Annotated in this window: 26 protein-coding genes; 3 read left to right on the top strand and 23 right to left on the bottom strand. The window is 66.9% G+C overall.

Annotated features, from left to right (window positions below):
- Window positions 1–4: 4 nt before the first annotated feature.
- From AB0N05_RS05780 to AB0N05_RS05710, 15 genes are all read right to left on the bottom strand, one after another.
- Window positions 5–1,513: a YifB family Mg chelatase-like AAA ATPase gene (locus AB0N05_RS05780; protein WP_364688014.1), complete on the bottom strand. Its 1,509-nt coding sequence runs from the start codon at window positions 1,511–1,513 to the stop codon at window positions 5–7.
- Window position 1,514: 1 nt separating this feature from the next.
- Entirely contained in the window at window positions 1,515–1,871 is a 357-nt protein-coding gene (locus tag AB0N05_RS05775) for a YraN family protein (RefSeq protein ID WP_364689518.1), read from the bottom strand.
- 87 nt (window positions 1,872–1,958) lie between these two features.
- The gene (locus tag AB0N05_RS05770; RefSeq protein WP_067514125.1) at window positions 1,959–2,264 is read right to left on the bottom strand and encodes a DUF2469 domain-containing protein; all 306 of its coding nucleotides are present in this window, start codon (window positions 2,262–2,264) and stop codon (window positions 1,959–1,961) included.
- 43 nt (window positions 2,265–2,307) lie between these two features.
- Complete coding sequence (locus AB0N05_RS05765) at window positions 2,308–2,991, bottom strand: ribonuclease HII (protein WP_364689515.1); 684 nt, start codon at window positions 2,989–2,991, stop codon at window positions 2,308–2,310.
- Window positions 2,992–3,093: 102 nt separating this feature from the next.
- Entirely contained in the window at window positions 3,094–3,768 is a 675-nt protein-coding gene (gene lepB, locus AB0N05_RS05760; RefSeq protein WP_364689513.1) for a signal peptidase I, read from the bottom strand.
- 236 nt (window positions 3,769–4,004) lie between these two features.
- Complete coding sequence (rplS, locus tag AB0N05_RS05755) at window positions 4,005–4,346, bottom strand: 50S ribosomal protein L19 (protein WP_364688012.1); 342 nt, start codon at window positions 4,344–4,346, stop codon at window positions 4,005–4,007.
- A gap of 256 nt (window positions 4,347–4,602) precedes the next feature.
- A complete protein-coding gene (locus AB0N05_RS05750; protein ID WP_364688010.1) occupies window positions 4,603–5,475 on the bottom strand; it encodes a hypothetical protein in 873 nt (290 codons plus the stop codon).
- A gap of 273 nt (window positions 5,476–5,748) precedes the next feature.
- Complete coding sequence (locus tag AB0N05_RS05745) at window positions 5,749–8,193, bottom strand: Tex family protein (protein WP_364688008.1); 2,445 nt, start codon at window positions 8,191–8,193, stop codon at window positions 5,749–5,751.
- A gap of 81 nt (window positions 8,194–8,274) precedes the next feature.
- Window positions 8,275–8,988 carry a tRNA (guanosine(37)-N1)-methyltransferase TrmD gene (gene trmD, locus AB0N05_RS05740; RefSeq protein ID WP_364688006.1) on the bottom strand — a complete coding sequence of 238 codons (714 nt, stop codon included), beginning with the start codon at window positions 8,986–8,988 and terminating at the stop codon, window positions 8,275–8,277.
- A gap of 7 nt (window positions 8,989–8,995) precedes the next feature.
- Window positions 8,996–9,532, bottom strand: a complete 537-nt coding sequence (gene rimM / locus AB0N05_RS05735; RefSeq protein ID WP_364688004.1) for a ribosome maturation factor RimM — start codon at window positions 9,530–9,532, stop codon at window positions 8,996–8,998.
- Window positions 9,533–9,775, bottom strand: coding sequence for an RNA-binding protein (locus AB0N05_RS05730; RefSeq protein ID WP_364688002.1), 243 nt, complete (start codon window positions 9,773–9,775; stop codon window positions 9,533–9,535). It lies immediately after the preceding gene.
- Complete coding sequence (rpsP, locus tag AB0N05_RS05725; protein WP_364688000.1) at window positions 9,775–10,212, bottom strand: 30S ribosomal protein S16; 438 nt, start codon at window positions 10,210–10,212, stop codon at window positions 9,775–9,777. The genes AB0N05_RS05730 and rpsP overlap by 1 nt, the downstream gene beginning before the upstream one ends.
- Window positions 10,213–10,793: 581 nt before the next feature.
- Window positions 10,794–11,372, bottom strand: a complete 579-nt coding sequence (locus tag AB0N05_RS05720) for a Uma2 family endonuclease (RefSeq protein WP_364687998.1) — start codon at window positions 11,370–11,372, stop codon at window positions 10,794–10,796.
- A 176-nt stretch (window positions 11,373–11,548) separates the two neighbouring features.
- Window positions 11,549–12,649: an amidohydrolase family protein gene (locus AB0N05_RS05715; protein WP_364687996.1), complete on the bottom strand. Its 1,101-nt coding sequence runs from the start codon at window positions 12,647–12,649 to the stop codon at window positions 11,549–11,551.
- Window positions 12,650–12,750: 101 nt separating this feature from the next.
- Window positions 12,751–13,677, bottom strand: coding sequence for a LysR family transcriptional regulator (locus AB0N05_RS05710; RefSeq protein ID WP_364687994.1), 927 nt, complete (start codon window positions 13,675–13,677; stop codon window positions 12,751–12,753).
- A gap of 74 nt (window positions 13,678–13,751) precedes the next feature.
- On the opposite strand from AB0N05_RS05710, the gene AB0N05_RS05705 reads away from it, so the two are divergent.
- Window positions 13,752–13,922 (top strand): hypothetical protein, encoded by a 171-nt coding sequence (locus AB0N05_RS05705; RefSeq protein ID WP_364687992.1) that lies wholly within the window; start codon window positions 13,752–13,754, stop codon window positions 13,920–13,922.
- 122 nt (window positions 13,923–14,044) lie between these two features.
- On the opposite strand, the gene ffh is transcribed toward AB0N05_RS05705, so the two are convergent.
- The 6 genes from ffh to ftsY all read right to left on the bottom strand — a co-directional run bounded on the left by ffh (window position 14,045) and on the right by ftsY (window position 22,383).
- On the bottom strand, window positions 14,045–15,613 hold the full coding sequence (ffh, locus tag AB0N05_RS05700) for a signal recognition particle protein (RefSeq protein ID WP_364687990.1): 1,569 nt from the start codon (window positions 15,611–15,613) through the stop codon (window positions 14,045–14,047).
- Window positions 15,614–15,741: 128 nt separating this feature from the next.
- On the bottom strand, window positions 15,742–16,050 hold the full coding sequence (locus AB0N05_RS05695) for a hypothetical protein (RefSeq protein ID WP_364687988.1): 309 nt from the start codon (window positions 16,048–16,050) through the stop codon (window positions 15,742–15,744).
- 228 nt (window positions 16,051–16,278) lie between these two features.
- Complete coding sequence (locus AB0N05_RS05690) at window positions 16,279–18,735, bottom strand: [protein-PII] uridylyltransferase (protein WP_364689510.1); 2,457 nt, start codon at window positions 18,733–18,735, stop codon at window positions 16,279–16,281.
- Between the two features lie 125 nt (window positions 18,736–18,860).
- Window positions 18,861–19,199, bottom strand: a complete 339-nt coding sequence (locus tag AB0N05_RS05685) for a P-II family nitrogen regulator (RefSeq protein WP_364687986.1) — start codon at window positions 19,197–19,199, stop codon at window positions 18,861–18,863.
- A 3-nt stretch (window positions 19,200–19,202) separates the two neighbouring features.
- Window positions 19,203–20,555, bottom strand: a complete 1,353-nt coding sequence (locus AB0N05_RS05680) for an ammonium transporter (protein ID WP_364687984.1) — start codon at window positions 20,553–20,555, stop codon at window positions 19,203–19,205.
- A gap of 217 nt (window positions 20,556–20,772) precedes the next feature.
- The gene (ftsY, locus tag AB0N05_RS05675; protein WP_364687982.1) at window positions 20,773–22,383 is read right to left on the bottom strand and encodes a signal recognition particle-docking protein FtsY; all 1,611 of its coding nucleotides are present in this window, start codon (window positions 22,381–22,383) and stop codon (window positions 20,773–20,775) included.
- 215 nt (window positions 22,384–22,598) lie between these two features.
- Here ftsY and AB0N05_RS05670 point away from each other — a divergent pair, with 215 nt between their 5' ends.
- Window positions 22,599–22,988, top strand: coding sequence for a DUF2237 domain-containing protein (locus AB0N05_RS05670; protein ID WP_364687980.1), 390 nt, complete (start codon window positions 22,599–22,601; stop codon window positions 22,986–22,988).
- A gap of 46 nt (window positions 22,989–23,034) precedes the next feature.
- Here the strand turns inward: AB0N05_RS05670 and AB0N05_RS05665 are convergent, their stop codons facing one another.
- A complete protein-coding gene (locus tag AB0N05_RS05665; RefSeq protein WP_364687978.1) occupies window positions 23,035–24,150 on the bottom strand; it encodes an FAD-dependent monooxygenase in 1,116 nt (371 codons plus the stop codon).
- A gap of 111 nt (window positions 24,151–24,261) precedes the next feature.
- Between AB0N05_RS05665 and AB0N05_RS05660 the strand changes: the two genes are divergently transcribed.
- Complete coding sequence (locus AB0N05_RS05660) at window positions 24,262–24,843, top strand: helix-turn-helix domain-containing protein (protein ID WP_364687976.1); 582 nt, start codon at window positions 24,262–24,264, stop codon at window positions 24,841–24,843.
- Between the two features lie 62 nt (window positions 24,844–24,905).
- Here AB0N05_RS05660 and AB0N05_RS05655 read toward each other — a convergent pair whose 3' ends face one another.
- The gene (locus AB0N05_RS05655) at window positions 24,906–25,319 is read right to left on the bottom strand and encodes a hypothetical protein (protein ID WP_364687974.1); all 414 of its coding nucleotides are present in this window, start codon (window positions 25,317–25,319) and stop codon (window positions 24,906–24,908) included.
- Between the last annotated feature and the right edge of the window lie 66 nt (window positions 25,320–25,385).

The raw sequence follows: 25,385 nt of genomic DNA, 5'->3' as shown, positions 1-25,385 counted from the left end.
TCGGTCATACCGCACCTCGCTGACGGAAGCTCAAGGCCTGCAACACATCTTGGGGTGTCGGGACGTCGCCGCCACGCAAATCACAGACAGTCCAGGCGACTCTTATGGCTCGGTCTGCGCCTCGGGCGGACATGCGGCCGTGGCGGAGGGCGTTTTCTACGGGGGCCAGGGCCTCTCGGGAGAGGCGGAATTGTTGGCGGAGGACGTGGCCGGGGACTTCGGCGTTGGTGGACATCCCGAGTGTGGCCCAGCGGGTTTGGGCTGCGGAGCGGGCGGCGGTTACGCGGGCTCGGACTGATTCGCTGCCTTCCACCTCCTCGCTGTTGAAGGCTCCGGCGGCTTGGGCGTGCATTTGGACTGCGAGGTCTATGCGGTCCATGAGGGGGCCGGAGAGTTTGCCGAGGTAGCGGCGGCGGGCCAAGGGGGCGCAGATGCAGTCGATGTCTCGGGCGGGGGCGCAGGGGCATGGGTTGGCGGCCAGGACGAGTTGGAAGCGAGCCGGGTAGCGGGCCACGCCGTCGCGGCGGGCTATGCGAACTTCGCCCTCCTCCAAGGGAGTTCGCAAGGCCTCCAGGACTTTGGCGGAGATTTCGGCGCACTCGTCGAGGAACAGGACGCCTCTGTGGGCGCAGCTGACCGCGCCGGGGCGGGCCGAGCCGGAGCCGCCGCCGATCATGGAGGCGACCGAGGCGGAGTGGTGGGGCGCGACGAAGGGTGGGGCGGTGATGAGGGGGTGGTCGTCCGAGAGGGTGCCCGCTACCGAGTGGATTGCGGTGACCTCCAGGGAGTCTCGTTGGCGCAGGGGTGGGAGGAGGCTGGGGAGGCGTTGGGCCAGCATGGTTTTGCCGATTCCGGGTGGGCCGGTGAGGAGCAGGTGATGGCCTCCGGCAGCAGCTACCTCGAGAGCCCAGCGGGCCTCGTCCTGGCCCACCACCTCGCTCAGGTCTCCGGCGCAAGGGCCGGGGACGGCTTCCATCGGTTCGGGCAGGGCGAGCTCGCCGCCGCCGCGCAGCCAATCCACCAGCTCTATCAGCGTCGACGCGCCGAGAACCCGGACGCCGTCCACCAGACCGGCCTCGGCCAGGGCGGCGTGCGGAACCACCACGGTGGCATGCCCGGCATTGCGGGCCGCGATCACGGCCGGGAGGATGCCCCGGACCCGGCGTATCCGCCCATCGAGGGCGAGCTCGCCGAGCAGGACCGTGTGCTCGAGCCGCTGCGAGGGGATGAGGCCCGCCGCGTCGAGTACGGCGGCCGCCAAGGCCAGGTCGTACACGCTGCCGATCTTGGGCAGGGTGGCCGGGGACAAGGCCAGGATCACGCGCCCATCGGGCCATTTCTCGCCCGAATTGGTGACCGCCGCGCGCACCCGGTCCCGGGATTCCTGCAAGGTGGTGTCCGGCCGCCCGACCAGGTGCACCGACGGCAGCCCCTGGCCGATATCGGCCTCGATCTCGACGAGCTGGCCATCCACCCCGGTGACGGCCACGGAGTACGCCCTCCCCAGCGGCATCTCAGAACACCGCCTTCAGATGCTGGATCTCCGGATCCTTGCCCGGGCGCAGCAGCACCGACATCACGTCGAAACGGATGTGGAGCCACGGCCCGGCCTGTTCGTGCAGCCACAGCACCGCCAGGCGTCTTATTCGCTGCTGTTTGAGAAAGGTCACCGCTTCAGCAGGCGGACCGAAGGTCAGGGCGCGCCGGGTCTTCACCTCCACGAACGCGGTGACCTCACCCTCGCGCGCGATCAGATCCAGCTCGCCATAGCGGCACCGCCAGTTGCGGGCGACTATCTCCAGTCCGGCCTCACACAGAAACCGTGCGGCCAGCTCCTCCCCGTGCGCACCGAGCGCGAGATTGTGTCCCATGAAAGCCAGCATGGCCGGGCCCTTGACGGACCCGGCCATGCCGACCTGGGAAAACAGAAAGCCTGTGGATAACGGGGAGCCTGTGGATTACTCCGGAAGCCGCAGGTCGGGCTTCTCCAACTCCTCGATATTCACGTCCTTGAAGGTGATGACGCGAACGTGCTTCACGAAGCGTGCGGGCCGGTACATGTCCCACACCCATGCATCGGACATGCGCACCTCGAAGTACACCTCGCCATCGGCGTTCTGCGGTCGCAGTTCGACGGTATTGGCCAGGTAGAAGCGGCGCTCGGTCTCCACCACATACGAGAACTGGCCGACGATGTCCTTGTACTCGCGGTACAGGGATAGTTCCATCTCGGTTTCGTACTTCTCGAGGTCCTCGGCGCTCATCGGGTGGAACGTCCTCCTTATCGCCACACTCTGTGTAGAGACATCATCCCGCATACGCGGTGTCGGTAGCCACTCGGCCGGTCTCCCGCACGTTTCGCCAGGACCGCCGGTGTTCGGGTGTGACGCCCAATCGGTGCAGCGCCTCGGTGTGCTCGGGGGTGTTGTACCCCTTGTGCCCGGCGAATCCATAGCCGGGGAATTGCTGATCAAGTTCTACCATCATGCGATCCCGGGTCACCTTGGCCAGCACGCTGGCCGCGGCGATACAGGCCGCGGTGGCGTCGCCACCGATCACCGGCAGCGACGGCACCGGAATGCCCGGCACCCGGAAACCATCGGTGAGCACGTACCCCGGCACCGGATCCAGCCCGGCCACCGCGCGGCGCATGCCCTCGATATTGGCGACGTGAATGCCGATGGCGTCGATCTCCCAGGCCGGGATCACCACCACGCTGTAGGCGAGTGCCAGCCGTTTGATGATCGGGAACAATTCCTCGCGCACCGGCTCGGTGAGCTTCTTGGAATCGTCCAGTCCGGCCAGCGCCGCATGCGGTTTCGGCGCCAGCAGGCAGGCCGCCACCACCAGCGGACCCGCCGACGGGCCGCGCCCCGCCTCGTCCACCCCCGCAACGGGACCCAGCCCGCTGCGGATCAGCGCCGATTCCAGGGTGCGTAGCCCGCCCGCGCGGCGCATGACCACGCGCGGCGGCCACTCGCCGCGTTCGATCGGCTGGATCTTCTTGCCGCCCTGTTGCTTCCGGCTCGCGCCGGGCTGGGTGCGGGCGGCACCGCTCGCCATCTTCACCACCGGTCGATTATCCCGCAGCTCTCAGTTGGTCTGTGGGTCCTCTGACTTCACCGAACCGATTCGGCTCAGTGGCCAGATCTTGAAAACGGCCTTACCGCGCACGTCCTTGACCGGAACGGTGCCCTGCAACTCGTCCTTCATGTGATAGCGCGAGTCGGCGGATTCGGCGCGATTGTCGCCCATCACCCACAGATTGCCGTCCGGCACCTTCACCGGGCCGAACGCGCGGCCGCTCGGACCGAACGGAATATCCGGGTGGGCCGGATCGAACGGATTGTTGTTCTTCACGTACGGCTCGTCGAGTGGCTTGCCGTCCACCAGGATCCGGCCCTGCGCATCGCAGCATTGCACGGTCTGCCCGCCGGTCGCGATCACTCGCTTGACCAGGTCGTTCTCATCCGGCGGCACCAGGCCGAAGAAGGACAGGAAGTTCTGCAGGCCGCGGGCCACGGTGTTCTGCGAGCGAATCGACTTGTAGTGGCGATTCCAGTCGTCGGTCGGGCCGACGAAGACCACCACATCGCCCGGCTGCGGATCACCGAAGTAGTAGCTCAGCTTCTCCACGTAGATGCGGTCGCCGGTGCAACCCGCGCACCCGTGCAGGGTGGGCTCCATGGATTGGGAGGGAATGACATAGGGCCTACCGATGAAGGTCACGACCAGTGCGGTGATGACCGCGGCGATACCGATCAGCATCGGCAGTTCCTGCCAGAACGGCCGTTGCTTCTTCTTCTTTTTCGGCGTGGCCTGTGTGCCCGCCGCCTGCTCGTTCGCGCCCGCTGCGCGATCGTCGTCGTCCGCGCCGGACACCGTCACCGACTCGCTCTCGTCTGCCACCGGAACAGAGTAGCCCGGCACCGCGAAGAACCATGCGGTGCCGGGCTACTCGGCGTTCAGCGTGCTGCGGACTTCCTAGGAAAGGAAGTACGGAATCAGCGCTTTTCCTTGATCTTGGCGGCCTTGCCGCGCAGATCGCGCAGGTAGTACAGCTTGGCGCGACGCACGTCACCGCGGGTGACGACCTCGATCTTGTCGAGGTTGGGGCTGTGCACCGGGAAGGTGCGCTCCACGCCGACACCGAAGGACACCTTGCGGACCGTGAAGGTCTCGCGGATGCCACCGTTCTGGCGACGGATGACGACGCCCTTGAAGACCTGGACGCGCTCCTTGTTGCCTTCGATAACCTTCACGTGCACGTTGACCGTGTCACCCGGGCGGAAGTCCGGGATGTCGTTGCGCAGCGACTTTTCGTCGACGAAGTCGAGGGTGTTCATTTCCGTCCTTATTGGATTCGCAAGAACAGAGGAACCTGGCGGCAGCGCTGAGGCGCTCGACCGGTTCGTGCTCCGGATATTGGGCGGTGCCTCGGCAGAGCTTCGCGACGCAGCCGCGACTCGCACAAGGCAACCTGAGCATTGTGCCAGATGACGGGCACTCCCCAGTAATCCGGGGTAGCCCAACTCTCGGGACTCTCAGGGGCTTCGCCCCCGAACCTCAGGCACCCAGTCTATGACCGGGCGTTCGTGTGGGTTATTCGCCCAGCCTGTCACTTCGCCCATGAGTCAGCAGCCGCTCGGCTACCGAGCCGGGTGGGGGTAGCGGCGCGGGCGGGGCGGGCAGCACGGTACGGGCCAATTCCTCTTCCGCGGCCCTGCGGATGTGCGCCACATCGGGTTTTCCGGCCACCAGATCTTGTACGAAGATCTTGGCGCGGATCATCGGCCGCCGATACCGCCGCTCGCGTACGACGGCACGCCGCATGCGATTGCGCGAGCCGTAGCGCCAGCGCGCCCAGGGCGCTCCCGGCCTGCTCAAGCGCAGCGCGCCGATCACCAGCAGCGGCGGGAAGAACATGCCGAACAGGCCGGTCCAGATCTTGCCCTTGGCGATCACAATGGCCGCCAGCAGCAGATTGACCACCGCGAATACGGCGATGACGGTCCGCTCCGCGTCATTGGGATCGCTGCGGAAGTCATTGATGTCGAGCAGCCACAGCGGATGGAATCCGAGCAGCAGCAGTCCAGTGACGGCGACCGCCACGAACACCGCGTCGACAGAGGTCCGCCCCTGCTCCTCCCAATACACATCCCGCAGGTAATAGATCAGCGCGAATTCATCCAGCACCAGCGCAGCGCCCACCCCGAATGCCGCCGCCAGCAGGCAGATGACCCCGATGCTCGCGTCATACAGCGTGACCAGTCCCGCGCCGGAGCTGAGTACCAGCACCACCCCGAACACCATGTGGTGAATGTGCACGTCTCCCGCCCGCACATTCCCCGGCCACCACCGCACCTTCTTCCGGATGAGCCGCACGCTGATTCGAATCAATAGGAACCCGACGATGAACCCGAGCAGCAGACAGGCCAGGGGCAGCCGCCCATTGGCAATCACGTCTTCGTCCATCCACCGTCGAAAGCCCGCCATACCGCCTGTCTCCAAGATCGGCCCGCAGTCCCCTGCCCCAGCCACGCTACCGGCATCGGCCGAACACGCCCCCGATCCCGCCCCGGCCGAGCGCACCACTGACGCAAACGGTTCGCACCTCTCCTGTTCGGCTCGCATCCCGATTCGGGTCTTCCCCAGGGGTGCAAGCCGAACGGAGGAGGTGCGAACCGTTGCGGCTGTCGCTGCGGGTGAGTCCGCTGGTGTCGCGGTGCTCGCCCGGCAGCGTTCGAGCTACTTGCCGAATCCGGCGCGACGGAGGGCGTCGGCCATGGAGCCGGTCGCGGCGGGCTGGTTGCGGCGGTCCTGTTGACGGCCACCACCCTGATTGCCTCCGCCCTGGCCTTGTCCACCCTGGCGCGGGCGGCCCGCGGTGTCGGAGCGGCCGCGTTGCTGGCCACCCTGGCCACCACGCGGCTGGCCGCCCTGGTTGCCTTGGCCGCCACGCGGGCGGCCTTCGCCGCGTTCGGGTTTGGCGGCGCCCGGCTCGTCGTCCAGACGCAGGGACAGACCGATGCGCTGGCGTTGGACGTCGACCTCGAGCACCTTGACCTTGACCACGTCGCCGGTGTTCACGACTTCGCGGGGGTCCTTGATGAAGTTGTGGGACATGGCGGAGACGTGGACCAGGCCGTCCTGGTGCACGCCGATATCGATGAAGGCTCCGAAGGCGGCGACATTGGTGACCACGCCCTCGAGGACCATGCCGGGCTTCAGGTCGCCGACTTTTTCGATGCCCGCGGCGAATTCGGCGGTCTTGAATTCGGGGCGGGGGTCGCGGCCGGGCTTCTCGAGTTCGGTGATGATGTCGGTGACGGTGGGGACACCGAAGCGCTCATCGGTGAAGTCGGCGGGGCGCAGGGCGCGCAGGGCCGTGGTGTTGCCGATGAGTTCGGCCATGCCGCGGCCGCTGGCATCGAGGATGCGGCGGACGACCGGGTAGGCCTCGGGGTGCACGGAGGAGCTGTCGAGCGGGTCGGTGCCGCCGCGGATGCGCAGGAAGCCCGCGCACTGTTCGAAGGCCTTGGGGCCCAGGCGCGGGACGTCCTTGAGGCCGGTGCGGCTGTGGAACGGGCCGTTCGCATCGCGGTGGGCCACAATGCTTTCCGCGACCGAACCGGTGATGCCGGAGACGCGGGACAGCAGCGGCACCGACGCGGTGTTGACGTCCACGCCGACCGCGTTCACGGCGTCTTCGACGACCGCGCCGAGGGAGCGGGCCAGCAGGGTTTCCGAAACGTCGTGCTGGTACTGGCCGACGCCGATGGACTTCGGGTCGATCTTGACCAGCTCGGCGAGGGGGTCCTGCAACCGTCGCGCGATGGAGACCGCGCCACGCAGCGATACGTCCATATCGGGCAGTTCCTGGGTGGCGTACGCCGAGGCGGAGTACACCGACGCGCCCGCTTCGGAGACCACGATCTTGGTGGGCTTGTTCTCCGGAATGCGCGAGATGAGTTCGGCGGCAAGGGCATCGGTCTCGCGCGAGGCGGTGCCATTGCCGATGGCGATCAGCTCGACATTGAACCGGGCGACCAGTGCGCCCAGCACGGCGAGGGACTTCTCGGTCTGGCCCTGCGGCTTATGCGGGTAGATGACCTCGGTGGCCACGGCCTTACCGGTGGAGTCGACGACCGCCACCTTCACGCCGGTCCGGTAGCCCGGGTCCAGGCCCATGGTGGTGCGGGTCCCGGCGGGCGCGGCCAGCAGCAGATCCTTCAGATTGGCGGCGAACACGTCGACGGCGTCGCGTTCGGCGGACTGCCGCAACCGCATCCGGGTGTCGATGCCCATGCTCACCTGCAACTTGGTCCGCCACGCCCAGCGCACGGTGTCCAGCAGCCAGGTGTCGGCGGCGCGACCCTGTGCGGCGATACCGAACTTCAGGGCGATGCGGCCTTCGTAGATGCTGCGCTCACCGGGTTCGAGCTCTTCGGTTTCCGGCTCGAGGTGCAGGGTCAGCACCTCTTCCTTCTCACCGCGCAGCAGCGCCAGGATGCGGTGCGAGGGCAGCTTGGAGAACGGCTCGTTGAATTCGAAGTAGTCGGCGAACTTCGCGCCCGCCTCTTCCTTGCCCGCGCGCACGGTCGAGGTGATCTGCCCGCGATTCCACATGAGCTCACGCAGTTCACCGACCAGGTCGGCATCCTCGGCGAAGGTCTCCACGAGAATCGAGCGTGCGCCGTCGAGCTGTTCGGCGGTGTACTGGGCGGGATCGGTGGTCGGATCGTTCAGCAGCGCGTCGGCCACCGGCTGATGTCCGGCCTCACGCGCGATCTGCGCCTTGGTGCGCCGCTTCGGCTTGTACGGCAGGTAGATGTCTTCCAGGCGGGCCTTGGTGTCGGCGAGCATGAGCTGCGCGTGCAGCTGCTGATCCAATTTGCCTTGGCTGCGAATGGATTCGATGATCGATCCGCGACGTTCGTCCAGTTCGCGCAGGTAGTGCAGCCGCTCGTCGAGCGTGCGTAGCTGCGCGTCGTCGAGCCCGCCGGTGACCTCCTTGCGGTAGCGGGCGACGAACGGCACTGTCGATCCACCATCCAGTAGCTCGACGGCGGCGCGCACTTGTTCGTCGCGCACCCCCAGCTCATCGGCGATGCGCCGATTCACACTGGCGATGCTGACGGTGCTCTCGGCACCAGCGGATTCTGCGTTGACGGTTTCGGAGGCTGTCGTCACGCCCGCAGACCTTACCGGCGCGGGGTGACGGTTCGACGACGGACTCGGCATCCCAGCGAAATAGCCGTCAGGGCTGGAGGATCAGATTCCGGACGCTCGAGACTTTTCTCGCTCATCGGGCGGCAGCAGGTCGGGACGGCGCGCACGGGTGCGTTCCAGGGACTGCTCGTGCCGCCACGCGTCGATCTTGGCGTGATTGCCGGACAGCAGGATGTCCGGAACATCCAGGCCGCGCCAGGAGACCGGGCGGGTGTAGGACGGCCCCTCGAGGAGGCCGTCGGAGAACGAATCCTGTTCGTGGGACTGCTGATTGCCCAGCACGCCGGGGATCAAGCGGACAAAGGCCTCGGTCATGACCAGCACCGCCGCCTCACCGCCGATCAAGACGTAGTCGCCGATCGAAACTTCCTCCACGCGAACACGTGTGGAGGCATCGTCGAACACACGCTGGTCGATACCTTCATAGCGACCGCACGCGAACACGACATGCTTTTCGGCGGACCAGCGTTCGGCGGTGGCCTGGGTGAAGGGGACGCCCGCGGGCGTGGGGACGACGAGCAGGGCGTCGTCGGGACACACCTCGTCCAGCGCGTCGCCCCACACGGTCGGTTTCATGACCATGCCGGGCCCGCCGCCATAGGGTGTGTCGTCCACCGACTTGTGCACGTCGTGCGTCCAGCGGCGCAGATCGTGCACGTCGACCTCGAGTAGCCCCTTGTCGATTGCCTTGCCCAGCAAGGCCGTTCGCAGTGGCTCGAGGTATTCGGGGAAGATCGTGATCACGTCGATGCGCATCGCGTATTTACTCCGGATCCAGCAGACCTTCGGGCGGATCGATGACGATCAGGCCGTCGGCGATGGACACCGTGGGGACCATGGCATTCACGAAGGGCACCAGGATCTCCCGGCCCGCGGGCGGGAACGCTTCGCCGCCCTTGATCGAAAGCAGTTCTCCCGCAGCGGAATGCAGGACTTCGCGAACGATTCCGACCACGGTGCCGTCACCGAGCTTCACGGTGAGGCCTTCGAGTTCGTGATCGTAGTACTCGTCCGAATCCTGCGACGGCGGCAGATCCTTGGTATCGACGACGAAAAGCATGCCGCGCAACCCATCCGCGATGGTGCGATCGGTGAGGCCTTCCAGACGTACGAGAAGCCGGCCCGAGTGCTCCCGGGCCGACTCCACTACGTACTGCTGGGTCTGCTTCGCGCGCGGCAGCCGACCCGTGAGGGTGCTGCCGGGCGCGAACCGCAGATCCGGCTCGTCGGTACGGACATCTACGACGAGTTCGCCACGCACACCGTGCGATTTGGCGACCCGACCGACGACGAGTTCCATCTATTGATCCGTGTCGACCACGTCGACGCGAATGCCCTTACCACCGATCCCGGCGACGAGAGTGCGCAGCGCGGTCGCCGTGCGACCACCGCGACCGATCACCTTGCCCAGATCGTCCGGGTGCACATGCACCTCGACCGTGCGGCCGCGCCGGCTGGTGATCAGCTCGACGGACACGTCCTCGGGATTGGCGACGATGCCACGAACCAAATGTTCGACGGCATCGGCGACGACGGCGGACATTACTCGGCGGCTTCGGTGGCGGCCTCGGCCTCGACGGCCTCTTCCTTCTTGGCGGCCTTCTTCTTCGGGGTGGTGGCCTCGGCGACCGGCTCATTGGTGGCGGCGGCGAGCGCGGCGTTGAACAGGTCCAGCTTGGACGGCTTGGGAGCCTTCACCTTGAGGGTGCCCTCGGCGCCCGGCAGGCCCTTGAACTTCTGCCAGTCACCGGTGATCTCCAGCAGGCGCTGCACCGGCTCGGTCGGCTGCGCGCCGACGGACAGCCAGTACTGGGCGCGCTCGGAATCGATCTGGATGAGCGACGGCTCTTCCTTCGGCTGGTAGATGCCGATGGACTCGATGGCGCGACCGTCACGACGGGTGCGGGCGTCGGCGATGACGACGCGGTACTGCGCATTGCGGATCTTGCCGATACGGGTCAGCTTGATACGAACAGCCATTAGCTGTGCCTTTCGATGGTAGCCACCCCGCAAGGGGCAGCCAGAGTGGTCACGGCCGCAATTCAGCAGCCCACAACTGTCATGGGCCCGGTTTTGCGTTGAGTGTGTGACCGCCGCGCGGTACGTAACCGGAGACGGGCTGCACTGTCCGATGAGGACGATCGTCCATTCTGCCAGACCCGCTCCGGCGGGAGAAATCGCCCCATCGTGGCGCGGGCATCACACAGCCCACCGAATCGCGGAAGGACCCGATGGGCTGCGGATTGTGCGAACGTGCCTGAAGGCTAGAGGCCGCTGCCGGAGGTCAGCAGCTTCACAATCAGACCGACCAGGACGCTCAGGGCCAGCGTTTCGATCGAACCCACGGTCATCTCCTCATCGAGTGCGAATTACAAACATGTGAAGCATGGCCGATTCACTTCACTCACGGGCAGGAATCGCCAGACCGGACCGGGTCATTCCGAGGCCGGGATCGGGGCGGTGGCAGTAATGACGCGAGGGGCGCGCCTTGAAGGTATCGGCGATGACCAGGCGGCCACCGGGACACAGCACCCTTATGGCCGACTGTCGTTGGGGGACAATCAGATCAATGTGGATGTATCGACGGTCAGGGGAACGGGACCTGGCACCTCGACCGTCTCCCCCGCCGCGACGAACACCTCTTGCCGGTAGCCCTGTACACCGAACCGGTAACCCCAGAGCTGTGCCGGTTTCCCCTTGGGCAGCTCCACAATCCACAGATACGGCACACGCGCGGCGGCATAGCCGGCAACCTTCGTATCGCGTTCTTTCTGGGTGTTGCCCGGCGACCACACTTCGACCGCGAGAATCAGTTCATCCGGTTCGTAGCTGGTCCGATCGATACCCGCCGCGACAATGGCGACATCGGGGATCACTCCGGTGCGGAAGGCGGTACTGATTCTCACCGCGACGCCCGGCAGAACGTGCAAATCGCTTCGACCAGCAGCTTTTACTGCCTCACGGAGCGCGACAAACAACTCGCCGGCTGCATACTGATGCGACCCGGTGGGCGCTGGTGTCATGTAGAGGTACCCCAGAATGAGCTCGAGACGAGATCCATCGGACGGCTGCTCTTCGGCTAGCCAGTCTTCCACGGTGGTGGGCCCCAAGGGGTGGATCGTCGAAACCTCGGCGGTCATCGTCATCCCGGTCCGATCTGGTCTGTGGCTTCCTTGATTTCGTACGGGTGTGGCTACACCATATCCCGCGGCGCGCTACGCGTGGGATGGTCGGTTCGACTCTGACCAGGAAGAATCGCCGGTCGGCGTGGGATATGAAACGCTTTCGAGCCCGTGCGTGATGTGATGGTTCTTACTCAGCGGTGGGAGGTGACCGGATCGCGGCGGTCGTAGACGCGGCCGCGCAGGACTACCCAGGCGGGGGTGGTGATGGCGGATAGGTCGGCACGCGGGTCTTGCTGGTAGACAACGAAATCCGCGGGAGCACCGTGGGCGATGCCGGGGTGGCCGAGCCATTCGCGGGCGTTCCAGGAGGATGCGCCGAGGGCGTCGTGGGCGGAGAATCCAGCTCCGGCCAGGGCGGCGATCTCGTCGGCGATCAGGCCGTGGCGGATGGAGCCGCCCGCGTCGGTGCCCGTGTAGATGGGGACACCGGCTTCGTGGGCGCGGGCGACGGTGTCGCGGGAGCGGCGGTGCAGGTCGCGCATGTGGGCGGCGTAGGCGGGGAATTTGCCTGCGCTGTCGGCGATTTCGGGGAAGGTGTCGATATTGATGAGGGTGGGGACCAGGGCGGTGCCTTGGCGGACCATCATCTCGATGGTTTCGTCGGTGAGGCCGGTGCCGTGTTCGATGCAGTCGATACCGGCATTGATCAGGCCGGGCAGGGCGTCCTCGCCGAAGACGTGAGTGGTGACGCGTGCGCCTTCGCGGTGGGCGGCGTCGATGGCTTCCTTGAGGATGGCGTCGCTCCAGAGTGGGGCCAGATCGCCCACCGAACGGTCGATCCAATCGCCGACGATCTTGACCCAGCCGTCGCCCAGCCGGGCCTGCTCGGCGACGATCTCCGGCAGATCGCGCTCATCGTCCAGCTCGATGCCCAATTCGCGGATATAGCGGCGCGGGCGGGCGATGTGGCGACCGGCTCGAATGATCTTGGGCAGGTCCTCGCGCTCATCGATGAAGCGGGTGTCGATGGGCGAGCCCGCATCGCGCAGCAGCAGCGCCCCGGCATCACGTTCGACCTCGGCCTGCGCGACCGCGCCATCCGAATCCTCGTGTCCGCCACCGTATTTGATGCCGACATGGCAGTGCGCGTCGACCAGGCCGGGCACGATCCACCCCGACGCGTGCACGGTGTCGGCGTCCGCGATCGGCTCGAACGAGATCACCCCGTCATGCACCCAGAGATCGCGCAAGTCCTCACCGGGCAGCACCACCCCGCGAAAATGCAGACGCATCTCGGCCTCCTCGCACGTCATAGGACGACACCAACCGGGCTCCACTACAAACTACTGCGCCCGATCCCGCAAGATCACTCCCGCTATCGGTTTCGCCGCCGCTACCGCCCGAGCACCGTGACGTCGGTCCGCTCCAGGCACACCGCGCGAATCGCGGCAACCCCCGCCGAGATCAGCGCATGCTCGATGCTGCCCTGCCGCACCACGATCAGATGTCGCCGGATCGGCACCTGGTCACCGTGCAGCGGAACCCGCAGCACGTCCAGATCGGGTGGCACATACGCCAGCCGCGAAATCAGGCTGACCCCGAACCCGTGCGCCACCAGGGCGGCCACCCCGAGGAAATCGACTGCGCGCCCGGTGATCCGGGGTGTGAACCCGGCGGCGGCGCAGGCCGCGGTCACCACCTTGTGGTGCGTGATCCGCTCCGGCCCGCTGATCCACGCCTCCGCGGCGGTCTCGGCCAGTTCGACACCCACTCGCCCCGCCAGCCGGTGACCGGCCGGAACCAGCAGATCCTGCGGCTCATCCAACAGCGGCCGCTGATCGAAGCGCGGATCATCGGCGGGCGGGCTGCCCGGCGCGGGCAGCACCACCGCGATATCACTGTCCCCCGCGAGCAGCAGATCGAAACAGTGACTGCTCTCGTCCTGGGTCAGCTCAACAGTCACCAGCGGATTCGCGTCGCGCAGCCGGGCAGCGGCCGAAACCACCAGGGACACAAGCGCGGTCGGCATGGCACTGACCCGCAGCAGCCCGGCCATACCCTCCCGATGCGCGGCCAGCTCAGCCCGCGCCCGCTCGGCCTCCGCGGCCATGACATCGGCATGCCGCAACAGCGCATACGCCGCCGCCGTCAACCGAACCCGCCGCCCGACCTGATCCAGCAGCCGCACATCCAATTCCCGCGCCAGCCCACGCAACTGCTGCGACACCGTCGAAGGCGTCAAGTGCAGCGCAGCCGCGGTAGCCGTCACGGTCCCCTGCTCACGCAAAACCCGCAAGGTCTGCAACCGAGGATCAATCATGTGGAAATTCCGAACGATTCACTACGAAAGTATTCGATGGACCGAGCGTACGCCGCCCCGGAAAACTTAGGCGCATGACCGGATCACCCCCTCAATGCCCCCAATGCGGCTGGCCCACAACCCAACCCTTCCAAACCCTCTCGACCCACCGCACCTCCGAAGGCACCGTCACCTACACCCGCTGCGTGTGCGGCGCGGTCCGCATGTGGCTCACGCCCACAGCCCAACACCTGCCGCTTCGCTGAAACCCCGGGCCACGAACGGGATTCGGGGCTGGTGGCGGAGAGTCACCGGACGCTGACCGAAGCACCGGGCCAGGAAACGCGAAGAGCGGACGCGAGATCGCGTCCGCTCTCGGCGAATCGGCTTACTTCTTGGGGAAGTTCAGCTTGGAGAGGTCGAAACCTTCCAAGCCCGGGGGGAGTTCGTTGAGGCCGGGGGGGAGGTTGCCGAGGTCCGGCATTCCGGCGGGCATGCCGCCGGGGAGGCCGGGCATGCCGGGGAAGCCGCCGCGCACCTTGGGCGGGGTGGGGCCGCGGCCGCCCTTTTTGCCCTTCTTGCCTTTGCCTTTGCCCTTGTTGGCGCGGGCGCCGGGGAGGCCGAATTGGCGGCTCATGGCGCCCATCATCTTCTTGGCCTCGAAGAAGCGGTCGACGAGTTGGTTGACGTCGGTGACCGTGACGCCGGAGCCATTGGCGATGCGGAGGCGGCGGGAAGCGTTGATGATCTTCGGGTTGTCGCGCTCGGCGGGGGTCATGCCGCGGATGATGGCCTGGACTCGGTCGAGTTGTTTGTCGTCGACCTGGGCGAGGACGTCTTTCATCTGGCCCGCGCCGGGCAGCATGCCGAGCAGGTTGCCGATCGGGCCCATCTTGCGGATGGCCAGCATCTGCTCGAGGAAGTCCTCGAGGGTGAGCTCGCCGGAGCCGATCTTGCGGGCGGCTTCCTCGGCCTGCTTGGCGTCGTAGACCGATTCGGCCTGTTCGATCAGGGTGAGTAGGTCGCCCATGCCGAGGATGCGGCTGGCCATGCGGTCGGGGTGGAAGACGTCGAAGTCTTCGAGCTTCTCACCGGTGGAGGCGAAAAGGATGGGCTGGCCGGTGATTTCACGCACCGACAGGGCCGCGCCACCGCGGGCGTCGCCGTCCAGCTTGGTGAGCACGACACCGGTGAAGCCGACACCGTCGCGGAAGGCCTCGGCGGTGGCGACCGCGTCCTGGCCGATCATGGCGTCGAGCACGAACAGGATCTCGTCCGGCTTGACGGCATCGCGAATGCCGGAGGCCTGCGCCATCAGTTCGGCGTCGATACCGAGGCGGCCCGCGGTATCGACGATGACGATGTCGTACTGCTTCTGCTTGGCCTCGTCGATACCGGCCTGCGCGACCTGCACCGGATCGGCCGCGGTGATGCCGAGCGGATTGTCGCCGCCGCCGATGGAGGTGCCCGGATGCGGTGCGAAGACCGGCACACCGGCGCGCTCGCCGACGACCTGGAGCTGGGTGACCGCGCCGGGGCGCTGCAGGTCACACGCCACCAGCAGCGGCTGATGTCCTTGCCCCTTCAGCCATTTGGCGAGCTTGCCCGCGAGGGTGGTCTTACCCGCACCCTGCAGACCGGCCAGCATGATGACGGTGGGCGGGTTCTTGGCGTACTGCAGGCGCCGGGTCTCGCCGCCGAGGATGCCGATGAGCTCCTCATTGACGATCTTGACGATTTGCTGGGCCGGGTTCAGCGCCGCGGAGACCTCGGCGCTCTTGGCGCGCTCCTTGATGCGGGCGATGAAGCCGCGCACCACGGGCAGCGCCACATCGGCCTCGAGCAGGGCGAGCCGGATTTCACGCGCGGTCGCGTCGATATCGCCGGGTGACAGGCGCCCCTTCCCGCGAAGGTCCTTGAGGGCACCGGCCAGCCGGTCGGAAAGGGATTCGAACACCGATCGCGCTCCTGGTTTCTCGACGGACGTCACTCGGGATACCAGGGTAGTGGGATCTGCGCCGAGCTGTTAAACGGGTAGTGGGCACAGCCAGGGAGTTCCGGGGTGCCGCACGCTTACCCGCCAGGTTACTCGAGCGAGCGGGGGCGCGGTCCGGAGCGTCGCAGCTCGTGATTCTCGGTGGCCACCATGCCGACCGCTTCGCGCGCGGTGAGCCCCAGGGCCAGCGCCAGTCCGTCGAGAAATGCCCATTCGGATTCGGAGGGGGTGTGATCGGTGACGGTGGAGGCGATGGTCATGGCGGTCACCGCCTGCTGACCGGAGAGGGTGCGCCCTGGCAACCAGGACACGACCCAGCGGTCTCCGCCGACGCAGCGGGCAATGTGCGGGGTCATATCGCTCGTCATCATCGACGCGGAAACGACTTCGATTGCCACCGACCTGCTCCCCTCATGCTCGCGTGCACGAAACTGGCGCTGTGCACGAAACTGGCGCTGTCTTGACGCTGTACGCAATGCACGCTGTGGCCCGAGGCGAATATTAAGGTGTGGCGCCGATCACTCGACCGGTATTTCAGCAAATTACTCGCAACGATCTAGTTAACTGGCAAACCCAAGGTTTGCCAGTTAATCCCGCATCCTGGCGATCAGTCAGAAAACACAGGTCTATCCGTTTTCCATGTCCGATTCGGGCGATTTCTTCGGTTGTTGCGGCGGGACCACGGCCAGCACCGCCGCCGAGATCTCGGCGCGCCGCTGCGGCGTGTCGGCAGCGCCCAGATCCAGGCAGAACGAGTCGATGACCGCCGAGCCCATGGTCACCACCTTCGCCCAGCACACATTCACCCCCGCCTCGGCCAAGGCCGCCGCCAAACGGCTCAGCAAACCGATCCGGTCCTCGGCCCGCAATTCCAGCAGCACCCGCCCCGGCTCGGCCGTCTCGAACCAGAGCACCCGCGGCGCGGCCTGCGCGTACGGGTTCGGCTGGGTGCCGCCCGCCTCGCGCTCCTTGCGCGCCAGCACCGACACCAGGTCCAGATCGCCGTTTATGGCCCTGATCAGTTCCTGGCGCAGCAGGCCCGGGTCCGGCGGATCACCGAAGCGCGGCGCGACCACGAAGGTGTCGATGGCCGATTTGCCCACGCCCGCAAGGTTTGCCGAGAGCACCCGTAGCGAATGCAGCGCGAGCACGCCGGCGGCGTCCGAGAGCAGACCGGGATTGTCGGGGGCGACCACGGTGACAATGTGGTGGTAGCGGCCCTCCCCCGGCTTCAATTCCACGTGCACACCACCGGATTCGGCGCGCTCGCGCAGTTCGTCCGGGATCGGCTCGGGTTCGGGCAGTTCCTCCCCCGCCATGGACATCCGGCAGCGGCGCACCAATTCGCCGATGAGCGAGGACTTCCAGTCGTTCCACACGCCCGGCCCGGTGGCCAGCGAATCCGCCTCCGCCAGCGCGTGCAGCAATTCCAGCAGGTGCGCGTCGCCGTCGAGGGCCTCGACCACCGTCTTCACCGTGGCCGGATCGTCGAGGTCGCGGCGGGTCGCGGTGTCCGGCAGGAGCAGATGGTGCCGCACCATGGCCGACAAGGTCTTCACATCCGACGGCCACAGCCCGAGCCGCCGCCCGATGGAGGTGGCCAGTTCCGCACCGACCAGGCTGTGATCCTCGGCGCGCCCCTTGCCGATATCGTGCAGCAGCGCGCCGAGCAGCAGCAGGTCCGGACGGGATACCCGGGTGGACAGCGCACCGGCCTGCGCGACCGCCTCCATGAGGTGCCGGTCCACGGTCCAGGTGTGCATGGCATCGCGCGGCGGCAGATCGCGCACCACGCCCCATTCCGGAAAGAGCCTGCCCCACAGCCCGGTTCGGTCCAGGGCTTCGACGGCGTCGATGGTGCCGCGGCCCGCGCCCAGCAGGACCAGCAGGTCATTGAGCGCTTCCTTGGGCCACGGCTCGCGTAGCTCGGGCGCGTCCTCGCCGAGCCGGTTGAGCGTGGTGGCCGACATGGGCAGCCCGGTCTGCGCCGAGGCCGCCGCGACCCGCAGGATCAGGCCGGGATCGCGTTGCGGGCGCGCGTCACGCGCCAGCACCACCTCACCGGAATGCTCGACCACCCCCTCATCGAGTGGTCGGCGCACCGGTACCCGGCGCAGGCGCGCGAGTCCGCGGCGCGGCAGGGCATTCGCCGCGGTGCGCAACCCGACATCGGCGGAGTAGCTGACCGTTCGCGCCGCATCGCTGAGCGTGCGGGCGAGGTCGAAGCGGTCGCCGATGCGCAGGGCCGCGCCGATTTCATCGGCATCCTGGGCGCGCAATTGGTCCCGCGCGCGCCCGGCGACCCGATGCAGTTCGGTGCGCACATCCAGCAGGCGGCGGTGCGCCTGCTTCAGCCCTCCGCCGGGCACATCCGGACCGAGCCCCGGCATGGCGTCGGTCAGTTGTGCGATGGCGAGGGCGTCCAGCAGTTGGATATCGCGCAGTCCGCCGTGCCCGTTCTTGAGGTCGGGTTCGGCGCGGTGCGCGATCTCTCCGCTGCGCCGCCAACGGCTTTCGGCCTGCGCGATGAGTGCGTCGAAGCGCGAGCGGATTCCGGTGCGCCAGTCCCGCCGCACGCCGCTGATCAGCAGATTGCTCAGGCCCTCGTCGCCGACGATGTGCCGGGCCTCCAGCATGCCCAGCGCGGCGGTGAGGTCGTCCGAGGCCACCCGCAAGGCCTGCGGCACCGTCCGCACGCTGTGGTCGAGCTTGATGTGGGCGTCCCACAGGGGATACCAGAGCTGATCGGCCACCTCGGCCACCCGCTCCGGATCGATATCGTCGTAGAGCAGGACCAGATCCAGGTCCGAATACGGCAGCATCTCCCGCCGCCCCAGTCCACCGACCGCGACGATGGCGAGTCCGCTGTCTGCGGTGATGCCGACCTCATGTCCCTTGGTGGTCAGCCACAGTTCGTAGAGATCCACCAGCGCCATGCGCAGCGCTTCGGGCTCGAGCCGGGAGCCGCGGCCATTGCCACTGTGGTCGGCGAGCAGTTGGTCGCGGGCCCGGACCAGGTCCGATGCACCTCCGCCGACCTTCTCGTCGCGTGCCTGCTGGAAACCCACAAACCCACCGCCCATCTCATTCAGTTCTGTACCGATCACTTCCACGAGCACGGTCGGTTCCGCACCCGGCACGGCTGCGGCCCCGGTCTCCATCGGTCCGACACCGACGGAGGCCGGGGCCGCCATTTACTTAGTGCTGCTTACAGTGCTTCCGACCCGCGCTCACCGGTGCGAACCCGGATGATGCTCTCCACCGGAGTGATCCAGACCTTGCCGTCACCGATCTTGCCGGTGCGGGCGGCCTCGACGATGACCTCGACGACCTTGTCGACGGAGGCGTCGTCCACCACTACCTCGACCCGGACCTTCGGGACGAAGTCGACCGAGTACTCGGCACCGCGGTAAACCTCGGTGTGGCCCTTCTGGCGTCCGTAACCCTGCACCTCGCTGACGGTCATGCCGAGCACGCCCGCCTGCTCCAGGCCGGTCTTCACATCCTCCAGCGTGAACGGTTTGACGATTGCGGTGATCAGTTTCATGCGTCATGCCTCCTTGACGGCGGTGGTACGTGCCGTGCCACCCACAGCAGCGAAATCGTATGCCGATTCAGCGTGCTCGGACTCGTCCAAGCCCACGAACTCGGCTTCTTCGTCCGCACGGAGGCCGATGGTGAACTTGATCGCGAGCGCGATGATCAGCGTGGCAATGCCCGAGAAGGCCAGCACCGCACCCGCTCCGACCGCCTGCTTGATCAGCTGATCGAAGCCGCCACCGTAGAAGAGGCCCTTGACGGCAGCCGGGGCTTCCGGAGCCGCGACCAGACCGACCATCAGGGTGCCGGCGATACCGCCGACCAGGTGCACGCCGACCACATCGAGCGAATCGTCGAAACCGAAGCGGTACTTCAGGCCCACGGCCAGGGCGCACAGCACACCCGCGACCGCACCGATGGCCAGCGCGCCGATGACATTCACCGACGAGCAGGACGGGGTGATCGCGACCAGGCCGGCCACGATGCCCGAGGCGGCGCCCAGCGAGGTGGGCTTGCCGTCGCGGATCTTCTCCACCAGCAGCCAGCCGAGCATCGCGGTGCCGGTGGCGACGGTGGTGGCGACGAAGGTGGTACCGGCAATACCGTTGGAGCCCACGGCCGAACCGGCGTTGAAGCCGTACCAGCCGAACCACAGCAGACCGGCGCCGAGCATGACGAACGGCAGGTTGTGCGGACGCATCGGGGTCTTCGGCCAGCCCTTGCGCTTGCCGAGGACGATGGCCAGCACCAGACCGGCGATACCGGCATTGATGTGGACCGCGGTACCACCCGCGAAGTCGATGGCCTTGAGCTTGTTGGCGATCCAGCCGCCGTGCTCACCGGTGACGCCGTCGAAGGCGAAGACCCAGTGCGCGATCGGGAAGTAGACCACGGTGACCCAGACCGCCGAGAACAGCATCCAGGCGCCGAACTTCAGGCGGTCGGCGACCGCACCCGAGATGAGCGCGACCGTGATGATCGCGAACATGAGCTGGAAGGCGACGAAGACCGTCGCCGGGATGGTGCCGGCCAACGGGACGGCGACCTTCACCGAGGCGTCGGTGGCGCTGGCCAGGTACTGGCCGCCGAACAGGGTCTTGAGGCCGAAGTACTGGGCGGGGTCACCGAATAGGTTTCCCTTGTCTTCGCCGAAGGCCATGGAGAAGCCGTACAGCGACCACAGGACGGTGACGATGCCCATGGAGCTGACGCTCATCATGATCATGTTCAGCACGTTCTTCGAGCGGACCATGCCGCCGTAGAAGAACGCGAGTCCTGGTGTCATCAAAAGCACGAGTGCTGAGCTAGCCAGCATCCATGCGGTGTCGCCGGTGTCCGGGGCACCTATTACAGGAAACGCCACCTTGCAGTCCTCCTCATCTCGGGCCCGGCCAATAAAGCGGCGAACGAGCCTGCAATGAGGTTCCTCAGTCGGTGTTTCATCCGTGAGCCTGCGGCGTTTCACCTAGGTGAACGGATGAGATTGCACTGTTGCAGTCACGTTTCCGGGCACTCACCGTTGTTACGACCGTGTTGAGAGGGTGATGTTGTTCTCCTGGATTCAACCAGTTCAGGGGCTATTACCCGAGTAGGGCGTCCACGAACGCGCCGGGCTCGAAGGGAGCGAGGTCATCCTGCCCCTCGCCCAAACCGACCAGTTTCACTGGGACGCCCAGCTCATGCTGTACCTGGAAGACGATGCCGCCCTTGGCGGTACCGTCCAGCTTCGTCAGGGCAACACCGGTGATATCGACGACATCGGCGAAGACGCGGGCCTGCATCAGACCGTTCTGGCCGACCGTCGCGTCGAGCACCAGAAGCACCTCGTCGACTTCGGCCTTCTTCTCCACCACGCGCTTGACCTTGCCCAGCTCGTCCATGAGGCCGGTCTTGGTGTGCAGGCGGCCCGCGGTATCGATGAGGACGACATCCACGCCGCGCTCGATGCCCGCGCTGACCGCGTCGAAGGCGACGGCGGCCGGATCGGCGGCCTCCTTGCCGCGCACGGTCTCCGCGCCGACCCGCTCACCCCAGGTCTGGAGCTGATCGGCGGCGGCGGCGCGGAAGGTGTCGGCCGCGCCGAGCAGGACGCGGCGGCCGTCGGCCACCAGAACGCGGGCCAATTTGCCGGTGGTGGTGGTCTTTCCGGTGCCGTTCACGCCGACGACCAGCAGGACCGACGGGTGATTGTCGTGCGGCAGGGCGCGAATCGAACGGTTCAGCTCGGGGCGCAGGGCCTCGATCAGCACCTCGCGGAGCACGGCGCGGGCATCGTCGGCGGTGCGGACGGTGCGGGACGCCATTTCCTCGCGCAGGCGGGTGACGATCTGGGCGGTGATGGCGGTGCCCAGGTCGGCCATGACCAGGGTGTCCTCGATCTCCTCCCAGGAGTCCTCGTCCAGGTCACCGCCGCCGAGCAGGCCCAACAGGGATTTGCCCATGGCGTTCTGGGAGCGGGAGAGGCGGCCGCGCAGCTTGGTGAGGCGACCCGCCGTGGGCTCGATATCGGGGAGGACGGCGAGGTCTTCGGGAGCCGCGGGGGTGGCGGAAACATCGGCGGGCGCGGCGGTTTCGACCGGTGCGGTGGGGGCGGTCGGGGCAACGGCCTCGGTGGCGGGCGCATCAGGCGTCACGACCTCGGCGGGTGCCGAAGTCTCGACGGGGGCGGCAGTCTCGCTCGGCTCGGTGGTTCCAGCGGCTTCGACGGTCTGAGCAGGCGTGACGGCCTCGACCGGAGCTTCGGTCTCGACCGCGGTCTCGGCGGGAGCGGTCTCGGCGGGAGCGGTCTCGGCGGGAGCGGTCTCGGCGGGAGCCGCCTGGTCCTCGGGCGCGAGCTCCGGGCCCTGCACCGGCTCGGGCAGCCGAACGTCGTGGATGCCGCGCTTGCCGGAATCGCGCGGGACGGCCGCGTCGTCGCCTACGTGCGGCTGGCCCTCGTCGTCGGTGCGCTCGATGCGGACCGGTTCGGGTTCCGGCTTGGGCTTGGGCAGTGTCGCGGTGCCGCCGCCCTCGCTGAAGCTGAATCCTCCTGACGCCGCGTATCCGCCCGACTTGTCGGCCAGCTCCTTCGTGTCCGGAGCAGCCGGGGTCAGGGTGATGCGGCGGCGCTTGTACAGGACGAATCCGGATACGAACGCGACCAGCAGCACCGCGGCGATAGCGGCAATGAGGATCCAAGCTTGTGCAGTCACGACCCCATCCTTTCAGAGGGCTCGCGATTGCCCGATTCACACACCTACCGACGAGTTCCGGCGCAGTGTCATGTAGCACACATCAATGCGAACAGGCTATGGACACGCCGGTGCGCGTGCCCAGAACCTCGGTTACAACCGACCAGTCTGCTCAACAACGCACCACAGTGCGGAAGGAGCGGCGAATGAGACACCGAGACAATAGGATCGGCGACGTGACCGATCGAAATGTGCTTGGGGGAACGCTGGAAGAGTGTGGCGCCGATCCTCTCACCGGCTTTTACCGGGATGGCTGCTGTAGCACCGGCCCGGAAGATCTTGGTAGCCACACCGTGTGCACCGTGGTGACCGCGGAATTCCTGGAGCACCAGAAGTCGATCGGCAATGACCTCGTCACGCCGCGGCCGGAGAACAACTTCCCCGGCCTGCAACCGGGTGACCGCTGGTGCGTGGTGGCCGTCCGCTGGCTGCACGCCCACGAGGACGGCGTGGCGGCTCCGGTCGTGCTCGCCGCCACCCATGAGAACGCCCTCGAAGTGGTCCCGATGGACACTTTGCGCAAATACGCCGTCGACGTCCCGGACGACGTCAGCGATCTGCTCTGACCTGCCGATCGAGTCGCGGTGGGGCGATTTCGATGCGGGGGGCGGTTCATACGCCCGGCATGAGCCGGACGGCGGTGTCGCGCAGCCGGATTCCCAGCCTGCTGCCGGGCACGATCAAGGCCGCGGCGGGGCGGAACATACGCTGTTTCGGGGTGGTCAGTGTGCGGTGCCGCTGTTCGTAGCGGCGTAGTGCGGTGTCCGGATCGTCGGGATTACTGGACAATTCGGCGGCCAGCGTGTGTGCGCCCGCGATGGCGAGGCTCGAACCGTCGCCGAACAGCGAGAGGCTGGAACCGGCGTCACCCAGTAGCGCGACGCGGCCCTTGGACCAACGCGGCAGGCGCACCCGGCTCACGGCATCGAAGTAGATGTCCTCGGCGGCGCGGACTTGGTCGAGCACCTCGCCGAAGCTGCCGGTGCGGCCCTCGAATGCCTCGAGTACCAAGCGCTTGTGCTGGTCGAGGGCGCGGTAGTCGTAGCCGGGGACGGCGGGGCTGCGGAACATCAAGGCGGCGAGCGGCTTTCCACCCGCGGGATGCACGGAAATGGATCGACCAGGAGTGTTGTACATGACCACTTCGTCCGGATCGCCGTAAGCGCGTTGCACGGGCAGGGTGGCGACATACATTCCGATGTGCCGCACGAATTCCCGCTCTTCGCCGAAGACCAGTCGGCGGACATTGGAGTGCAGGCCGTCCGCGCCGATCACGTAGTCGAAGGTCTGGGGCGCACTGTTCCGGAAGGTCACCGCCACATTCGACGCGCCGGGGGTGATGCCGGAAATGCTTTCGCCCCAGCGGATATCGGCGTGGTCCCGGGCCGCACCGAGCAGGATCCGTGCGAGTTCGGTACGTGAGAGCTCGAATTCGGCTCCGGGAGCATCGCCGGATGAGTCACTGGTGGCCACGGAGGCCTTTCGCCGCCCGGCCGCGTCAACGAAGGTGAGCCGTCCGACACCCGTTGCCGCCTTGCGTAATTCGGGCAGGATGCCCATTTCCTCCACCACTCCAAGCGCTGGTCCGCGTACGTCGATGGGATTTCCGCTGGACCGCTGCCCGGTGGCGCGTTCCACGACGGTCACCTCGAATCCATTGCGGCCCAGCCAGTAGGCCAGGGTCGAACCGCCGATGCCTGCGCCGGAGATCAGGACGGATCTGCTCATGGAAATCACCTCGAATCGATAAGCGGATGAATTTCGTCCGCTTACCAGAAGCTACACTAAGCGGAAGATATTCGTCCACTTCTTTCGAAGACCGACTTGGAGGTGAGTTCCGTGGCCGACCGGTTGCGCGCCGATGCCCGCAGTAATCGAGACCAGATCCTCAGCGCCGCACTGGCCGTATTCCGCGAACGCGGCACCGAGGTCCCCATGAAGGAGATCGCCGACCGCGCCGGTGTCGGCGTCGGCACACTCTATCGCCGCTTCCCCGACCGGGACGCGCTCATCACCGCGACCGCCCGCGCTCATCTGGAACGCCTCGCCGATATGGCCGCCACCTCCTCCCGTGAGGAGAGTTCGGCATGGCTCGCGCTGACCCGATTCCTGCGCGAATGCGCCGAAATGCGCCTCGGCGCAATGTTTTCCGCCATCGAACCGGCGGCCCACCTGGCCGTCCAGTCCGACCCTCGCCTCACCGAGACTCGCACCTCAGTCACCGACCTCATCACCCAGATGACGAGGCAGGCCCAAGACGACGGCGACCTCCGCACCGACCTCACCCCCGAGGACATCGGCCACCTGATGACCCTCCAGATCTACACCCGGGCAGCCGAATCCCACTCCTCCGCGATCAACCGAGTCCTGGCAATAGTCCTGGACGGCCTGCGCCCCCAAGCCAATTCACGCCGCCTCTGACCGAGGTACGCACAGCGCTATGCCGCCCGGCGGGGAGCCGGGCGGCATCGGGATCGCGGGGATCAGCGGGAGGCGCGAAGGGTGTAGCCCTGGAGGGCGGCCATGGCTGCGGTGAAGGCGGCGATGAAGACGACGCCCGCCGCACCCAAGGTGGTGGGGCTGATCCATCCGGCGGCCAGAGTGATGAGGCTGTCGACCGTCCAGACCGCGTTCAGGGCGACGATCAGTGCGGCTGGGCGGCGCGGGATTTCGCGGCGGGTGGCGACCACCAGGACTCCGGCGGCGTACGCCATGAAGAAGAGGCCGACGCCGAGGAGGAGTTCGGTGGAAAGGCCGAGTGCGGTATCGAGAACCCCGGAAAGAGCGGCCAGCATGATTCCGGAGGCCATCGTCATAACGCCGTCGGCCTCGTAAGCCAGGCGCAGCGGAGTCATGCCGAGGATGGTGCGGGTACCGGTAGCGGTGGTGGCAGTCATGGGAATCATTCCTTCGGTTGGGCTTTCGGTGACACCACAAACCGTCGCCGGACACGCACTGCCGAA

Origin of the sequence: Nocardia sp. NPDC051030 (assembly GCF_040683015.1) — a bacterium.
In the GTDB taxonomy this organism is placed as follows: domain Bacteria; phylum Actinomycetota; class Actinomycetes; order Mycobacteriales; family Mycobacteriaceae; genus Nocardia.
This window is presented reverse-complemented; position numbering and strand designations above follow the sequence as displayed.

Excerpts from the sequence above, each read along its gene's own strand:
- AB0N05_RS05730 (WP_364688002.1), bottom strand. The coding sequence starts at position 9,775 with ATGTCCGCCGTCGTCGCCGATGCCGTCGAACATTTGGTTCGTGGCATC.
- AB0N05_RS05685 (WP_364687986.1), bottom strand. The coding sequence starts at position 19,199 with ATGAAACTGATCACCGCAATCGTCAAACCGTTCACGCTGGAGGATGTG.
- AB0N05_RS05750 (WP_364688010.1), bottom strand. The coding sequence starts at position 5,475 with ATGGACGAAGACGTGATTGCCAATGGGCGGCTGCCCCTGGCCTGTCTG.
- AB0N05_RS05690 (WP_364689510.1), bottom strand. The coding sequence starts at position 18,735 with ATGGGCGGTGGGTTTGTGGGTTTCCAGCAGGCACGCGACGAGAAGGTC.
- trmD (WP_364688006.1), bottom strand. The coding sequence starts at position 8,988 with ATGCGCATCGACGTGATCACGATCTTCCCCGAATACCTCGAGCCACTG.
- rimM (WP_364688004.1), bottom strand. The coding sequence starts at position 9,532 with ATGGAACTCGTCGTCGGTCGGGTCGCCAAATCGCACGGTGTGCGTGGC.
- AB0N05_RS05705 (WP_364687992.1), top strand. The coding sequence starts at position 13,752 with ATGACCGGATCACCCCCTCAATGCCCCCAATGCGGCTGGCCCACAACC.
- lepB (WP_364689513.1), bottom strand. The coding sequence starts at position 3,768 with ATGCTGATCGGTATCGCCGCGGTCATCACCGCACTGGTCGTGACCTTC.
- rplS (WP_364688012.1), bottom strand. The coding sequence starts at position 4,346 with ATGAACACCCTCGACTTCGTCGACGAAAAGTCGCTGCGCAACGACATC.
- AB0N05_RS05715 (WP_364687996.1), bottom strand. The coding sequence starts at position 12,649 with ATGCGTCTGCATTTTCGCGGGGTGGTGCTGCCCGGTGAGGACTTGCGC.
- AB0N05_RS05720 (WP_364687998.1), bottom strand. The coding sequence starts at position 11,372 with ATGACCGCCGAGGTTTCGACGATCCACCCCTTGGGGCCCACCACCGTG.
- AB0N05_RS05665 (WP_364687978.1), bottom strand. The coding sequence starts at position 24,150 with ATGAGCAGATCCGTCCTGATCTCCGGCGCAGGCATCGGCGGTTCGACC.
- AB0N05_RS05780 (WP_364688014.1), bottom strand. The coding sequence starts at position 1,513 with ATGCCGCTGGGGAGGGCGTACTCCGTGGCCGTCACCGGGGTGGATGGC.
- AB0N05_RS05770 (WP_067514125.1), bottom strand. The coding sequence starts at position 2,264 with ATGAGCGCCGAGGACCTCGAGAAGTACGAAACCGAGATGGAACTATCC.
- AB0N05_RS05655 (WP_364687974.1), bottom strand. The coding sequence starts at position 25,319 with ATGACTGCCACCACCGCTACCGGTACCCGCACCATCCTCGGCATGACT.
- rpsP (WP_364688000.1), bottom strand. The coding sequence starts at position 10,212 with ATGGCTGTTCGTATCAAGCTGACCCGTATCGGCAAGATCCGCAATGCG.
- AB0N05_RS05775 (WP_364689518.1), bottom strand. The coding sequence starts at position 1,871 with ATGGGACACAATCTCGCGCTCGGTGCGCACGGGGAGGAGCTGGCCGCA.
- AB0N05_RS05710 (WP_364687994.1), bottom strand. The coding sequence starts at position 13,677 with ATGATTGATCCTCGGTTGCAGACCTTGCGGGTTTTGCGTGAGCAGGGG.